At 57.1% G+C, this 14,472-nt stretch carries 12 protein-coding genes; 3 read left to right on the top strand and 9 right to left on the bottom strand.

What is annotated here, in order from left to right; all coding sequences use genetic code 11:
- The first annotated feature begins 28 nt into the window (after nucleotides 1–28).
- Nucleotides 29–1,444, top strand: coding sequence for an amino acid permease (locus BLO97_RS14465; protein ID WP_092346391.1), 1,416 nt, complete (start codon nucleotides 29–31; stop codon nucleotides 1,442–1,444).
- Nucleotides 1,445–1,550: 106 nt separating this feature from the next.
- On the opposite strand, the gene BLO97_RS14460 is transcribed toward BLO97_RS14465, so the two are convergent.
- Entirely contained in the window at nucleotides 1,551–2,345 is a 795-nt protein-coding gene (locus BLO97_RS14460) for a DUF4238 domain-containing protein (protein ID WP_092346389.1), read from the bottom strand.
- A 101-nt stretch (nucleotides 2,346–2,446) separates the two neighbouring features.
- Nucleotides 2,447–4,435, bottom strand: coding sequence for a hypothetical protein (locus BLO97_RS14455; protein ID WP_092346387.1), 1,989 nt, complete (start codon nucleotides 4,433–4,435; stop codon nucleotides 2,447–2,449).
- A 327-nt stretch (nucleotides 4,436–4,762) separates the two neighbouring features.
- On the opposite strand from BLO97_RS14455, the gene BLO97_RS14450 reads away from it, so the two are divergent.
- Nucleotides 4,763–5,308 carry a hypothetical protein gene (locus BLO97_RS14450; RefSeq protein ID WP_092224509.1) on the top strand — a complete coding sequence of 182 codons (546 nt, stop codon included), beginning with the start codon at nucleotides 4,763–4,765 and terminating at the stop codon, nucleotides 5,306–5,308.
- 42 nt (nucleotides 5,309–5,350) lie between these two features.
- Here BLO97_RS14450 and BLO97_RS14445 read toward each other — a convergent pair whose 3' ends face one another.
- The 7 genes from BLO97_RS14445 to BLO97_RS14415 form a co-directional block, all read right to left on the bottom strand.
- Complete coding sequence (locus tag BLO97_RS14445) at nucleotides 5,351–5,986, bottom strand: hypothetical protein (RefSeq protein ID WP_092224511.1); 636 nt, start codon at nucleotides 5,984–5,986, stop codon at nucleotides 5,351–5,353.
- Nucleotides 5,987–6,156: 170 nt separating this feature from the next.
- Complete coding sequence (locus tag BLO97_RS14440; RefSeq protein WP_092346385.1) at nucleotides 6,157–6,657, bottom strand: lipocalin-like domain-containing protein; 501 nt, start codon at nucleotides 6,655–6,657, stop codon at nucleotides 6,157–6,159.
- 71 nt (nucleotides 6,658–6,728) lie between these two features.
- Nucleotides 6,729–8,051, bottom strand: coding sequence for an NTP/NDP exchange transporter (locus BLO97_RS14435; RefSeq protein ID WP_092346383.1), 1,323 nt, complete (start codon nucleotides 8,049–8,051; stop codon nucleotides 6,729–6,731).
- 67 nt (nucleotides 8,052–8,118) lie between these two features.
- Nucleotides 8,119–9,111 carry an oxidoreductase gene (locus tag BLO97_RS14430; RefSeq protein WP_256571887.1) on the bottom strand — a complete coding sequence of 331 codons (993 nt, stop codon included), beginning with the start codon at nucleotides 9,109–9,111 and terminating at the stop codon, nucleotides 8,119–8,121.
- A gap of 105 nt (nucleotides 9,112–9,216) precedes the next feature.
- A complete protein-coding gene (locus BLO97_RS14425) occupies nucleotides 9,217–9,477 on the bottom strand; it encodes a DUF2790 domain-containing protein (RefSeq protein ID WP_092224519.1) in 261 nt (86 codons plus the stop codon).
- Between the two features lie 130 nt (nucleotides 9,478–9,607).
- Complete coding sequence (locus BLO97_RS14420; RefSeq protein ID WP_092346381.1) at nucleotides 9,608–10,981, bottom strand: heavy metal sensor histidine kinase; 1,374 nt, start codon at nucleotides 10,979–10,981, stop codon at nucleotides 9,608–9,610.
- Nucleotides 10,981–11,685: a heavy metal response regulator transcription factor gene (locus tag BLO97_RS14415; RefSeq protein WP_092346379.1), complete on the bottom strand. Its 705-nt coding sequence runs from the start codon at nucleotides 11,683–11,685 to the stop codon at nucleotides 10,981–10,983. Before BLO97_RS14415 ends, BLO97_RS14420 begins: the two co-directional genes overlap by 1 nt.
- A 549-nt stretch (nucleotides 11,686–12,234) precedes the next feature.
- Between BLO97_RS14415 and BLO97_RS14410 the strand changes: the two genes are divergently transcribed.
- Nucleotides 12,235–14,460 carry a type VI secretion system Vgr family protein gene (locus BLO97_RS14410; RefSeq protein WP_092346377.1) on the top strand — a complete coding sequence of 742 codons (2,226 nt, stop codon included), beginning with the start codon at nucleotides 12,235–12,237 and terminating at the stop codon, nucleotides 14,458–14,460.
- Nucleotides 14,461–14,472 lie beyond the last annotated feature (12 nt).

The raw sequence follows: 14,472 nt of genomic DNA, 5'->3' as shown, positions 1-14,472 counted from the left end.
CAAAAACATAAAATCAAGAGGTTTTGTAATGAAATCGACTCCGTCAGGGCTGATTGAACAGCCCGCGCTGCAGCGCACCCTCAGCAATCGTCACATTCAGTTAATGGCCATGGGAGGAGCCATCGGTACCGGTCTGTTCATGGGGTCCGGGAAGATCATCGCCCTCTCGGGCACGTCGATCATCCTCATCTATATGATCATCGGTCTGTTCGTTTATTTCGTCATGCGTGCCATGGGCGAAATGCTGCTCTCCAACTTGAACTTCAAAACCTTCGCAGATTTTGCCGGTGCCTACCTCGGCCCGCGCGCAGCGTTTTTTCTTGGCTGGTCGTATTGGCTGAGCTGGAGCGTTGCGGTGATAGGCGACTGCGTCGTGGTCGGCGGATTTTTTCAGTATTGGTTCCCCGATGTACCCGCCTGGATACCGGCCATCGGTATGCTGATGACCCTGTTCGCCTTGAATGTGCTGACGGTCAGGCTGTTTGGTGAAGTGGAGTTCTGGTTCGCGATCATCAAGATCATTGCCGTCATTACCCTTATTGGCGTCAGCATGGTGCTGATTGCCAGCTCCTTTGTATCACCCAGCGGTGTTACTGCATCTCTGAACCACCTGCTGGATAAACAAGCAGCCTTTCCCAACGGCCTGTTCGGTTTCTTTGCCGGTTTCCAGATGGCAATCTTCTCATTTGCCGGCACCGAACTGATCGGCACCGCCGCCGCCGAAACCCGCAACCCCGAAAGGACCCTACCGAAAGCCATCAACTCGATTCCGCTGCGAATTATCCTGTTTTATGTGCTGGCATTGGCCTGCATTATTGCAGTGACTTCGTGGCAACAGGTTTCGCCCAACAAGAGCCCTTTCGTCGAGCTGTTCCTGGTTGCAGGTTTTCCCGCGGCAGCCGGTATCGTCAACTTTGTGGTGCTGACGTCTGCCGCTTCCTCGGCCAACAGTGGTGTTTTTTCGTCTAGCCGCATGCTGTTCGGATTGGCCAATCAGGACAATGCCCCGGGGATTTTCCGACGTCTGTCGAGCAATAGCGTACCTCTGCTGAGTCTGGCCTTCACCACACTGTTAATGCTCGTGGGCGTGCTGTTGCTTTTCATCGTTCCTGAAGTGATGACCGCCTTCACCATTGTTTCCACTGTATCGGCAATCCTGGTGATTTTTACTTGGTCGACCATCCTTGCATCGTATATTGCCTATCGCAAAAAACGACCTGAGCTGCATGCGAAATCGGCCTACAAAATGCCTGGCGGCGTGCCAATGGCCTGGTTTTCCCTGGCGTTTCTGGCCTTTGTTCTTTGTCTGCTGGCATTGAGACCTGACACCCGTATTGCGTTGATGGTTATGCCGGGGTGGTTCATATGGCTGGCAATTGCTTACCAGCTGACCTGTTCCAAAAAGCCGAAAGCCGCTGCCGGATCTGCAAGCCAATACAGCTGATACGCTAAAGCAATAGCTGGTTAACAGTCTCAGGCGGGCATCAGGACCGCCTGATCACCTACGAGGCTCGATTCAATCAACAGCGTGTAGGGTGCGCAAAGTTAACTTAACCTCGGATGACCCAGCGCTCCGCGAACTTGAACACCATCTCGTTCATCTGCTCGGCGAGCGTTGAAGGCATTTCTCCAGGAATGATAATCGCAGGTTTATCGGAGAGATTCGGAAGGAACATTGCCGCCAGCGTTGGCGTGATGGTCATGACAGCGACAGCAGCACCATGCCGGCCTATGTCATAGGCAAATCCGGCATGGTCGGTCCCTCCTGCGAGTGGAAAGCACGGCCAATCCCCAGTGTCCAACCTGCAATGTGGTGAATGCACCAAGGCAACGTGCAGATTTTGAAAGCGGTCTAACAGCGTAGAGTCAAACGCTTGCTGGCCAAAAAAATAGGGTGAGGTAAGGCTCTCCAAGGCCTTTGCCGCTGCTGCAGAGTTGTCCTCAACGAGTTCTCGCCTGATTTGATCAAGCGCTGCTGGCGTACGAAAATAAGCAGTCCCGGCAAATTCTTTCAGTGCCTTCAAATAGTCAGGGAGACTCATCAAAGCGCTAGCCAAGGTCTGCGCGACAGGTTGCCCAATTTTTAAGGCATTGTCTTCAACAAAGGTAAGGAAGTCACGAGCCCTTCCAAAAGCTCCCTCGTACTCACAAAATTTTCGTTCAAGTTCATTTGTAGGAGGTACAGCTGGATCTTCGTAGTAATATTTCTCCAGGCAAATTTGCTCCGGCTTAGGGTGAATCCGCTTTCCTCCAGCTTTGCCGTCAACCGTTAATTTTCCATTTGAATCAGTCCATGCTCGAAGATAAACCCTGGGTACATAGTGCTGCCGAATGGTTAGCTGCACGTAAAACTCCTATTCAACATTCATAAAAACATTCGTACGAGCGGAACTACCGCATACGGCTCCTGCCTAGGACTTCGCCGGACGCTTACGCTTGGTATCGCTTATTCTGAAGCTATGCTTTCGTTGGCATCAATCGAATCAGCAATGCCTGCATGAACCTGAGCAACCGGATGCACGCTTCCGCTGATCCAGTCGTCTTGGATTAACCCTTCTTTAAATCTGGCCTGAGTCAGAACAGAATCATTCGACATTCGAAGCGCTCTCATCCTCGCGGGTGCATAAGCCTCCCATTCCGTGATGTTTTTGATAGGTTGCAGCGAAGGGTGTTTTTCTTTTTCATCCTTACGCCAGCCAGGCAAGTCGACGGCATCGCATTGACCATCCGATTTATCGCAGGCTTTTGCTACTGCACACATGGTTCGGTCACCATCTGGCGATTTAAATCCCCTCTGTGACTCGATGGTCGACCAGCCGACCTTTGCTATCGCATCTCTCTGCGCTTTCTGTAGCGGTAAGATAAAGGTCTCAGTGATCAGCCGAGCGTCCTTATCTTCAATCCGATAGATGAAGTTTCTGAACTTGCCCTTGGTGAGCCAGAATTTATCTGCACTTCTGTTAGTGAACTCACTCAAGGCTTCGTTGCCCTGAGTCATCCGACCAGAGCAGACCTCCGAGAGTTTTTCTGGCAACGGATTTGGGTAAACGAGTTCCCTCACTGCCGAGGGCTTGGTGTTTAAAGCTGTAGTGAAGGCCCACGCCAGATCGGAGTACATGTCCTGCGTTTCGCTAGTGGCCATCTTGCCCGCAGGAATGGGGTCTTGGACTTTAAGTACATTCCGGAAAAATCCCACGCCCGCGGTCGCGAGTACTTTCTTTGGAGTCATCACATCTCCTACCGCTGTGGCTGGGACAAGCCCCCACATAACGACTCCAGAAAACCCAAAGTCATTACCACCGAATGACGTCAACAGCTCATCCGGCTGGCGGAGCTGCCCTTGGCACTTGTCGTACTTAAACTCGCCATAATAGGGGCTGGAGCGCAGCCCCTTTTCCTGTGGGCGGAATGATTTTGAAAGCCCTGGCTTGGTATGCCCATCACATAGCAAAGCGATGGCAGCGTTGAGCTGTGATTTGTTCAGGACAGTCTTGGTGCTTTTATCTTCAACAAGCTCTGTTCGCCGCGGCCGTTTCTCTTCCCTGACTGTTTGATCGATCACTATGTTTCCACCGTCTCGGTTCCAGCCTCGTTGCACCCTGCCGTCATCAAGATTCACAGGAGGATTGATTTGTGCCCTGAAAAAACCATCATATGCTTCGGCACCCGAGCAAGAAAACGATGCGTATCTTACGACCAGGTGATCATCTGAAACTGCTTTTCGCAGGGCATAGAGCGACTGCCAGGAGAGCAGAGATCTATGACAGGCTGTATCCCACCAGTTCGCCGATTCAGTGAACCTGCGGTTGGACTTGTTCCCTGCCAAGAACCAGGACAGGCCTTCCACACTTGTCGTATTCGGCATTCCAGAACCTGGTGCGGGGAGCTTACTGGTAACAGCTGCATGGTCTGGATTCCCCTCTCCAGATGCAAAAGAGTCGCCTACAGCCAGTATCAACTTGGTGGCTATCCTCTGGTCTTTTAGCTCTTCTACTGGCGAATTCCCTACTGACACTGAAATCGTGAATGGCGTCCCCTCTCTCACCTGCGAAACCGTAACTACCGCTGTGCATGGTGCCGCAGTGCCAACGGAAGACCCGTTGATACTCCAGTGGCATGCTTGAGCACTTGCAGCCCCCTTGTAGCTCAAAAGAATGTTATGTGTTGGGCTGAAAAGGCCTTTATTGTTGTATACACCAGTTGCTTCATCCCACCATGTTTCATCGATAGGGAGCAAATTTCTGAGGGACACTGAGTTCTGCGTTGAAAGAAAATCCTCCGCCGTCATGTCGGGCTTCCAAGCTTGCTTTAACTTTTGAAAGTCAGCGGCGTTTTTGAACTGCTGAAAGCCATTTTCGACCGACCAGGTAATTTCGCCCGCCGCCGCCACAATTGGTGCGGACAGCAACGCAGTAACCGCGATGAACCTTCGCATTAGCACCCCTCTCCTACAGCTATCTATAAGCTCTGGATTAGCTATAGCAGGTTCCTCCACTTTGCGGGCGATCCGTATGGGTTGAGTCGGGCTTAAGTCCGAAAGAGCGGCAGCCAAAGTAGCTTTAGCTCTGCAGTGCCCAACGAGCCGCTTATCGAGTCTCACACGAGAGCTTCGCTCTCCAGTCGACCGATAAGGTCGAAGACGGCCTTAGTTTCCCCCTCGTTCTCATGATATCCAGTGCATTCTAAACCGAACTTCACCATTGATAGCTTAGGGCCATCAGTCGATAATCACGCCTTCTAAAAAAGCACATAAGGATTTGCTGTGAAGAAGCTCTACTTGGCTCTACCGTTCTGCGCGCTGGTGCTACAAGGCTGTGGTGTGACCATGACCCGCTATGAACCCAATTTTCAGAACGTTCAGCAGCTCAAGCAAAATGCACCCATGCAGCCCTTGCGCGAAACGCAGGTGAATGCGGATTCAGGTCAAGGGTCGCTGATGGTGCGCCTGAACCCGATTTCGTCGCCCGAGGGCAGCGTTCCACTGCACATCCAGGCCGCGATCAACGATGAGCTCCGCCAGGCGGGTCTGTTGGACCCTCGTGCTGACCGGCAGCTACAGGTTCAATTGGTCAAGAGCCAGCTCACCGCAGGCATGAGCAGCGGCCATGGCGAAGTGGCTGCGCGCTTCACACTGCGTAAAGGTGATCAGGTTTTATACGAAACCACTAAAGATGTGCAGCGTGATTGGGACAGCAGTTTCTTCGGTCCGATCGCCATCCCGGCGGCCGCGAACAACTACAACCCTATGGTTCAAGACCTGCTCAAGAGCTTGTACAGCGACCCACAGTTCACTCAAGCGTTGAAGTAAATCAAAAAAAGAGCCGCGATTGCGGCTCTTTTTCTAGCGGTGTCAGCCCCGTGGAATGCGGGTGTCGACAGCGGAGTATTTTATGCGGTTGTTGTCGACCCAGTTCTTCAACAGCGCGTTGACCTGGCGGTTGAAGGTGTCGGTGATGGCAGCCTTGGGCGTATTACCTGCCAGGGGCAGGAACCAGATGCCCATCCAGGTGTTGATCGCATCATGATTGCTGGCCTTGCCCAATGGCTGGCCCTGCTCGTCCAGGGTTTCCAGACTCATGGTGTACTGGTCGGTGGCCAACGCAGGAATGATCGTGAACGTAAAGCCACTGAGGAACGCCAGGACCATTTGCCCACCGCCTGGCGCATGGTTATAGACCTTCAATCGAAGACTGTAATCGCCTGGTTGCTTCTGGAATTCGTCAAAGACCACGCGCCCAAAAAGCCCTGATTCATCGAAGGTTCGCTTCAGATCGGGCTTGAGCATGTCGCGAGCCTGCGGTACCTCGGTGGCCTTGGCATTGTCGGGATCGCCCTGATAGAAATCGAAATCGACATAGACGTTCGGCTTGTTCGAGTAGCTGGCCATTGAAGGCAGATTCACGGGGGCCACTTCATCTTTGGTGAAACTGGCGCATCCACTCAGGCTCAAGGCCAAGGCGAGGCCTATGGCTTTTGCAAATTGCATATCGACTTCCTTGCGTAGTTTTACTAATGCCGCTCATAGAGAGGGGAACGAATTCTAGCGGGATCCGCTTAAAAGCAAAAGGCCATCATGTGATGGCCTACACTCATTTGTTTCGTCCTTGAACAAGCTGGCTGAACCCAGGCATGTCCAGCATGGAAGACGCTTCGGAATTACTTTACGCGCTCCCAGACAATGTGAACCTTCGCCCCATCCGGGCGGCGAAAATCTTCTACCATCCGGTTGCCATCGACCTTCAACTGCAGGTCGTCCCGGGTGCGCACAGCGCCCACCCAGTTCGGGAATGTGGCCCCTTTGACAGTGTTGCCTGTGAACTCACCGTTCCGGTCGACGGTATATCGCCCGAAAAAACCGATGCTCCCCGCCATTGCTGCCCGGTTTTCTTCATCCGTGCCTTCGCCACGAACGTTGGATCGAAACGCCGGCACGCGTGGATCCGTGAGTACTTCGACAAATGTCAGCTCTGGCGTGAAGACGAGCCAACCATGGGGATCGGGGCCATAAGCATCCGATCTACTGCCCTGGCTCTCAACGGTTGCACTGACCATGCGCCATGTCCCGACCACGGCGTTTTCCTTGCCCGCAAACGCTGTGGAGAACGCCGAGAAAGCAACAACCGCTACGATCGCCAGTACCGTGTTTTTCAGACTCATCCGCTTCACCTTTCCTCGCCGCAACGACGCGGCAGACAATAGAGTGGGTTTCATGCTGGTCGGTACGGTCTTCATGCCCTGGCCGAGATGGTCGCCAAACGTAACTCCCGCAACGTGGCATTATCCGCCCTCCGCCCCAGTTGCCAGCCCAGGTAACCCCACAGCAGTGCACAACAGGCGCCGATTATCGCGGCCAGACCGGCCCCCTGCCCTAGCAGGTCGAGCAGACTCTTGGCCCAGCCGCTCATGGCGTCACCCGCGCGATAAACCACGGTGTCGATGAAGTTCTTGGCCTTGTATTTACTCTCGGCATCCAGCGACGCGAACAGCATTTCCCTACCCGGCCGAACGAACGCGTACTCACCGATTCGTCGCACGATCATCACCGCCGCCAGCAGAGCGAACCCCGGCGCCAACGCCAGGCCGAGGAAGCCGATGCACATGAGCAGCGGCACGACGGCCAACAAAGCACGCACCCCCAACTTCGGCGCTATGCGGCCGGTGATGAACAGCTGGGACAGTAACGCGCCCGCCTGCACGATGATGTCGATGGTGCCGAAGATGCGTACCTGCGCCTGGCGATCCGGATAATGCTCGGCCACCAGGCGCGCCTGCTCGAAATAGAGAAAGGTGCTGACCGTCGCCAATAGCACCACGAAGCCGGCGATCCCCAGCAAGTAAGGTGACCTGAGCACCGTCGTCAACCCGCTGAACGGATTACCGTGCAATGGCTGTTGGGGGCTTTGCGTCGGCGCGGCACCGGGACGACCAGCCCCGCCCGTTTCGCGCCACCCCATCAACGCCCGTTTCAACACCAGCGTGGCACCGAGCAACAAGGCCGCCAGAAACATCAATCCCGAGGCGCCGAGGGGGGCGATGAGCAGCGCGCTCAGGGCCGGCCCCAACAAACCGCCGACGCTGGCGCCCGCGGCGATGAAGGCGAACAGACGCTTGGCCTGCTCGCTGTCGAATACATCTGCCATCAGGCTCCAGGCCACTGACACGACGAACAAGTTATAAACCGAGATCCAGACGTAAAAGACCCGGGCCAGCCAGACACTGTCTGGCTGGAACTGGAACAACTCGACGAACATCAGCAGGTTGAAACCGAAGAAGCCGTACACCCAGTCGATCAGGCGCAGGCGCGGCACTCGGGAACTGAGCCAGGCGAACAACGGCACGGCAGCCAGCATGACCAGGAAGGTCGAGGTAAACAGCCATTGCAGATTCTCCACCCCTGCCGCGATACCCATCGACTCACGGATCGGGCGCAGCATGAAGTAACCGGTGAAGAGGCAAAGGAACAGCAGGAATCCGCACAACGCTGGACGTAACTCGCCGTCGCGGGCGTTCAGGGCGAGACTCAGGCGGTGCAAATAGGAAGGCGTGCTCATAGGGACTCCGGGGAGACGGCAAAGGCAAAGGTCAAGCGCGGGACGGACGCCCGCGCCCAGGGTTGCATCAGCGATAGGTCACGCCGGTCAGGCGCTCGGAGACAGCCCAGAGTCGCTCGGCATCCGCCTGCGTGTTGGCGGCGGGCGGCGTCTTGGCGAAGCCCAACGGACCGCGTCGTTCATCGTCACCGGTCGGGCCGTAATAAGCCCCGCCTACGGCTTGGGCAGCCGTGGCGGCATATAACGTGGGCAACGCCCCTTGTGCTGCCGAGTGGTACGCATCGCGGTCCTTTGCCCAGCGCCGACCGAACTCGCTGTCCAGGCCTGGACCCCGCGCGACCAACTCGGTGACCGCAACGCCGGGATGCGCCGCCATGCTGCGAATTCCCCAGTTTTCGGCGTCACTGCGCCGCTGCAAGGCAAAGGCCCAATGCAGGATGGCCAGTTTCGATTGTGCGTAAGCCGCGTAGGGGTCGTACTTCTGCTCGCTCTGCAGATCATCGAGATTCATCGCGCCGCGCGCCGCGGCAATGCTTGACAGGCTCACCACACGGGCATCCTCGCTTTGACGCAAGAGCGGCACCAGCAGGCCGGTCAGCGCGAAGTGCCCCAGGTAATTGGTGGCCAGTTGGAGTTCAAAGCCATCAGCAGACGTACCTCGCTCGGGAGGCGCCATGACGGCGGCATTGTTGATCAACACGTCGAGGCGCGGCAGTCGCTGATTGAGCCGCTGGGCCAGGCCGCGCACCGATGAAAGATCAGCCAGGTCCACGTTCTCGAACTGCACCTTGGCGTCGGGCACGGACTCGCGGATACGCGCAATGGCCTGTGCGCCACGCTCCGGGTTGCGCGCGGCGATGATGACCTCGGCGCCGGCACGCGCCAAGGCCAGCGCATCCTCGTAGCCCATCCCGCTGGTGCCACCGGTGATCAGGACAATCCGGCCTTTCTGGGACGGTATGTCGCTGGTCGACCAGTCTGGTTTCGGTGTAATGCGATCGGAAGCTTCGATACTCACCGTACTAAGCAGCGCGACGCCCGCGGCGAGGGTTCTCGCCATTCTCGCAAGCCGATTCATGGTGCTCGTGCGGCCAATGGCGGGGGGTGTTCTATTCCACATGGTGATGGTCCCTGTCTGAAGAAATGAACCGGCATCGCCGGACGGTCACTGTTTCGAGCACGCCTCAGCCAGCTGCAGAAAGCTGATGTGTTTCTTTACCCCTTGGGTGTTCAAGTAGGTCATTTTGGCTTGCACGACCTCGCATACCGGCGATGTCGCCTCCTCGATATGAATGACCCTGGCGATGTCCAGCGGCATGCCATATTCGTAGGCCGGGAACTGCGCTTGCTCTTTGGCGAGCAGCGGCGAGCCGCTCAAGGAGATGACTGCCAGCAGGCCGGCAATCGACAGGTTTCGAATGTTCATAGTGGGCTCCACGACACTGTCCTCGTTGGGATGGTCGTGGCACTTTAGGCGGGGGCGACTGACGTCAAGGTGACGGCTGGCTGACGGGAAGATGTCAAACGCGGGCGGACTTTACTCCCAGGGGCGACGACTAACGCGCGGTCTGGTTCATCAAGGAAAATCCGAAGGTGTTGAGCCCGTTTTCGCTGTGGGCAAACACGCGTCCACCGTGCATGGACGCCACCGCACGCACGATGGAAAGGCCCAGCCCATGGTGCGCATCGCTTCGCGCCCTGGCGGTGTCGGCGCGATAGAAACGCTCGAACAGACGCTCCAGGTGCGAATTGTCGATGGGCTCTCCGGCATTGGAAACGCTCACCTCGACCTGCATGCCGTGGCTGGCCAGCGTCACCGTGATGGTGCTTGTCGGCACCGCGTAGCGCGCCGCGTTCTGTATCAAATTGGCCAGGGAGCGGTGAAAGAGGCGTCGGTCGATGCACACGCGCATGTCGCCTTGGATCACCACGCTCAGCTGTTTGTCATGCAAGACCGGCTCCAGATACTCCACCGTCTTCGCCGCCTCTTCATAAAGCGAGACGTCACTGAGCTCGGTTGCTCGTTGCCCGCTCTCGGCCCCGGCCAGGAACAGCATGTCATTGACGATGGTGCCCATCCGCTCCAGCTCTTCGAGGTTCGACTGCAACAAGTCCTGAAGCTCGCTCACCTCACGCCCGTGGGCCAATGCCACCTGGGTCTGTCCGATCAGGTTGGTCAGGGGCGTTCGCAGCTCATGGGCCACATTGGCATTGAACCCTTCGAGCTGGCACCAGGCCGCTTCCTGGCGCGCCAAGGCGCCGTTGAATGACACCGCCAGTTCCTGCAATTCGCCAGGTAGCGCTTCGGTGTCCAGTCGCTGCTTCGAATCCCCCGGCGGCAGGCTGTTGGCTTGACGGCTCAAGCGCCTCACCGGTCCCAGGCCAAAACGCGCGATCCAGTAACCGAGCAGCGCAACCAGCCCGATGCCCAACGCCGAGGTCAGGATCAATATCTTGGTGAAGTGGTCCAGGGTCTTCCTGAACGGCGTCGAGTCCAGCCCCACGATAAAACGCAGTTCCGGACGGTTGCCCATGGCGGGAATGGTCTTGAGCAACACCATCATGGGGCGCTCTCGGTCAGGTAGATCTAGGGTAAAAAGCCCATCGGAGCGCTTCGACCAATCCTGGCCATCGGGCATCGCCCCGCCGTAACTGAAGGCCGGGTTGTCTACCAGGATCCAATAGCGCACTCGTTCATCCGCGGGCGTCAGGCCGTCGAGCTTCTGGCGCAAACCGACCCAGAATGCTGGCGAATCGTATTTGGCTAGCACCGGGTCGAGCACGGAATGGCGCAGCACCAGCTCGTTTTGCATCTGCTCATCGAGCGATTGCTTCAAGGAACAGCGCAACAGCGTCGCGCTGATCGACATGATCAGCAGGACAGCGAGGGCGAACATCAGGGCGAGCCGCTTGGCGATCGATCTTTTCATCAAGGCGTACCCGTTTGCCTGCCATCTGCCTCTCGGCTTTCCAGTACATACCCCATGCCGCGGACGGTATGCAGCAGCTTGCGCGGATACGGGGCATCTACCTTGGCGCGGACGCGCTTGATCGCAACCTCGACCACGTTGGCGTCACTGTCGAAATTCATGTCCCAGACCTGCTCGGCAATCATCAGCTTGGAAAGGATCTCGCCTTGATGCCGCGCCAACAGGCTCAACAGACAGAACTCCTTGGCCGTCAGGTCCAGCCGCAGCCCGCCCCGGGTCACCTTGCGCGCTTGCAGGTCGACCTCCAGGTCGTCGATGCGCAAATGCGTCAGGTCGGCCGAGTCACCTGCGTGACGACGGATCAAGGCCTGGACACGCGCGACGAGTTCGGCAAATGAAAAAGGTTTGCCCAAGTAATCATCGGCGCCCTCGCGTAGTCCGCGAATGCGATCATCCACCGTCCCCCTGGCCGACAACATGATGACCGGGGTTTTCTTTTGCAGGCGCAGGCCTTGCAACACGTCGTAGCCGTCCTTGCCCGGCAGCATCACATCCAGGATCACCACGTCGTAGTCCCATTCCAGTGCGTAATGCAGGCCATCGATGCCATTCGTGGCAACGTCGACAATGTAGCCAAGCTCGGTCAAGCCACGATGGACGTAGGAGGAGGTTTTTTCTTCGTCCTCGACAATGAGCAAACGCATCGGGTAACGCCTCTCTTAAAACGGTGCCACAAATTAGGAGACCCAATAGCCGATCCCGATGTTTGGCTGGGTGCTGATGCTTCAAGCCCCCTGCAAGATCGCCTGGATGTACATTTTCCCCAGTCTAGGCTGCGAAGGTGTCCGCAGGCTGACCGCTTCCTGACATTCTTGTCAGAAAGGTTGCAAAGGCCGAGTCCGTCACTCTCATAGTGTTATTCGATTTTGGAATGACAGTTATAGCTAACGAAACTACGTAGACGACCTTCCGTCACCTATCTTGACGTCAGGTATCCGTCCCATTCCGGGCGATGCTCGGAACGTTATCTAACGGGCTCCAGACACACGTCAATCCGCAGGATGAGGATCTGCTCGTACGTTCAGTTCGATTGAAGACCGCAATACCGATAAGGAGATCCCCCTGTGGTGGATGTGCAGCAAGTGTTGGACTCGAATTCCCCTGGCATCCCCTATGGCGACGACTATGCGTGCGACGCCACCTTCTTTACCACGGCCGACTGACGCCCGAACACGAGCCAAAGGAAGCCGTTCATGGCAATCACCCAAAACAACCGTTTGGTGCAGGTCGACAGCCCCCTCGGCGGCGATGTCTTGTTGCTGCAAAGCATGGAGGGCAGCGAAGAGCTGGGGCGGTTGTTTCACTACGAATTGGACCTGACCTCCGAAGACCGGGCAATCACGTTCGACCAATTGCTGGGCAAGCCGATGGGCCTGACCCTGGAGCTGTATGACGGCGGCAAGCGCTATTTCCACGGCATTGTCTGCAGTTGCCGGCAATTGACCGGCCACGGTCAGTTCGCCGGTTACCGCGTCAGCTTGCGCCCGTGGTTCTGGCTGCTCACGCGCACCTCCGACTGCCGGATTTTCCAGAACAAGACAGTGCCGGACATCATCAAGCAGGTGTTCCGCGACCTCGGCTTCTCCGATTTCGAGGACAGCCTGAGCGGCAGCTACCGCGAGTGGGAATATTGCGTGCAGTACCGCGAAACCAGCTTCGACTTCGTCAGCCGGTTGATGGAGCAGGAAGGCATCTATTATTACTTTCGCCATGACAAGTCACGGCATGTCCTGGTACTGGCCGACGCCTATGGCGCTCACTCCACGGCGGCAGACTATGAATCGGTGCCCTTCTATCCGCCCGATCGGCAAATGCGCGAGCGCGATCATTTCTACGACTGGCAACTGGCACGGGAAGTCCAACCCGGCTCGCTGGCGCTGAACGACTATGACTTCCTGCGCCCACGCGCCAGCCTCGAGGTGCGCTCCAGTGTGCCGCGCACCCACACCAACGCCGACTACCCGCTCTACGACTACCCCGGTGAATACGTCCAGAGCAACGATGGCGATCATTATGCGCGTACTCGCATCGAAGCCATCCACAGTCAGTTCGAGCGTGTGCAATTGCGCGGTCGCGCCCGCGGCATCGGTTGCGGTCATGTGTTCACGCTGACGGGATATGACCGCGCGGACCAGAATCGCGAGTATCTCGTGGTGGCCGCCCGTTATCAGATTCGTCAGGATGCCTATGAAAGTGGCCAGTCGGACGTCGCCGAACAGTTCGTCAGCGAACTGGACTGCATGGATGCCAACCAGGCCTTCCGCCCTCTGCCCCTCACGCCGATGCCCATCGTCCGTGGACCGCAAACCGCCGTGGTGGTGGGGCCCAGTGGCGAGGAGATCTGGACCGACCAATATGGCCGGGTCAAAGTGCATTTCCATTGGGATCGCCATGACCAGTCCAATGAAAACAGCTCCTGCTGGATTCGTGTTTCCCAGGCCTGGGCCGGCAAGAACTGGGGATCCGTGCAGCTCCCGCGGATCGGCCAGGAAGTGATCGTCAGTTTCCTCGAGGGCGATCCGGATCGGCCGATCATCACCGGCCGTGTCTACAACGCCGAACAGACCGTGCCCTACGGGTTGCCGGCCAATGCCACCCAGAGCGGGGTGAAAAGCCGCTCGAGCAAGGGTGGCTCGCCGGCCAACTTCAATGAAATCCGCATGGAGGACAAGAAAGGCGCCGAGCAGCTGTTTATCCACGCCGAGAAAAACCAGGACATCGAGGTCGAGAACGACGAGACCCACTGGGTTGGCCATGACCGCCGCAAGACCATCGACAACGACGAAACCGTGCACGTCAAACACGACCGCACCGAAACCGTCGATAACAACGAAACCATCACCATCGGTGTGGATCGCACGGAAAAGGTCGGCAATAACGAAACCATTTCCATTGGCGTGAACCGTACCGAGAAGGTGGGCAGCGACGAGAAAATCACCATTGGCGCCAATCGCACCGAGAACGTGGGCAGTAACGAGACCATCACCATCGGCGCGGACCGCACCGAAAAAGTCGGTGCCAACGAAAAAATCAGCATTGCCAGCAACCGCACCGAGGACGTGGGCGGTAACGAGACCATCGGCATCAGCGGCAACCGTAACGAAACGGTCCAGGGCAACGAAGGCATCGAGATCAGCGGCAACCAGAGCACCCAGATTGGCCAGAACGAATCCCGCGACGTCGCCCAGAACCGCACCACCAACATCAAGCAGAACGACAGCCTGGACGTTGGCAAGCACTTCTCCCTGACCGCCGGCGACTCCATCAGCCTGACGACGGGCGACGCCAGCATCACCATGAAGAAGGACGGCACGATCATGATCAGCGGCAAGAACATCACCATCGACGGCTCCGGTGCCATCAAGATCAAGGCCAGCAAAAACGTGGTCGTCAAAGGCCAGAAGATTCTGCAGAACTAGCCATGGAGTAGG

The organism is Pseudomonas sp. NFACC05-1, from assembly GCF_900100135.1.
Lineage (GTDB): Bacteria > Pseudomonadota > Gammaproteobacteria > Pseudomonadales > Pseudomonadaceae > Aquipseudomonas > Aquipseudomonas fluorescens_Q.
Note: the sequence above shows the minus strand (reverse complement) of the source record. Positions and strands in the feature narration are given on the sequence as shown.

Coding starts and splice junctions, on each gene's coding strand:
- BLO97_RS14435 (WP_092346383.1), bottom strand. CDS start 8,051: ATGAGCACGCCTTCCTATTTGCACCGCCTGAGTCTCGCCCTGAACGCC.
- BLO97_RS14445 (WP_092224511.1), bottom strand. CDS start 5,986: ATGCAATTTGCAAAAGCCATAGGCCTCGCCTTGGCCTTGAGCCTGAGT.
- BLO97_RS14415 (WP_092346379.1), bottom strand. CDS start 11,685: ATGCGTTTGCTCATTGTCGAGGACGAAGAAAAAACCTCCTCCTACGTC.
- BLO97_RS14465 (WP_092346391.1), top strand. CDS start 29: ATGAAATCGACTCCGTCAGGGCTGATTGAACAGCCCGCGCTGCAGCGC.
- BLO97_RS14420 (WP_092346381.1), bottom strand. CDS start 10,981: ATGAAAAGATCGATCGCCAAGCGGCTCGCCCTGATGTTCGCCCTCGCT.
- BLO97_RS14430 (WP_256571887.1), bottom strand. CDS start 9,111: ATGGCGAGAACCCTCGCCGCGGGCGTCGCGCTGCTTAGTACGGTGAGT.
- BLO97_RS14455 (WP_092346387.1), bottom strand. CDS start 4,435: ATGCGAAGGTTCATCGCGGTTACTGCGTTGCTGTCCGCACCAATTGTG.
- BLO97_RS14425 (WP_092224519.1), bottom strand. CDS start 9,477: ATGAACATTCGAAACCTGTCGATTGCCGGCCTGCTGGCAGTCATCTCC.
- BLO97_RS14440 (WP_092346385.1), bottom strand. CDS start 6,657: ATGAGTCTGAAAAACACGGTACTGGCGATCGTAGCGGTTGTTGCTTTC.
- BLO97_RS14410 (WP_092346377.1), top strand. CDS start 12,235: ATGGCAATCACCCAAAACAACCGTTTGGTGCAGGTCGACAGCCCCCTC.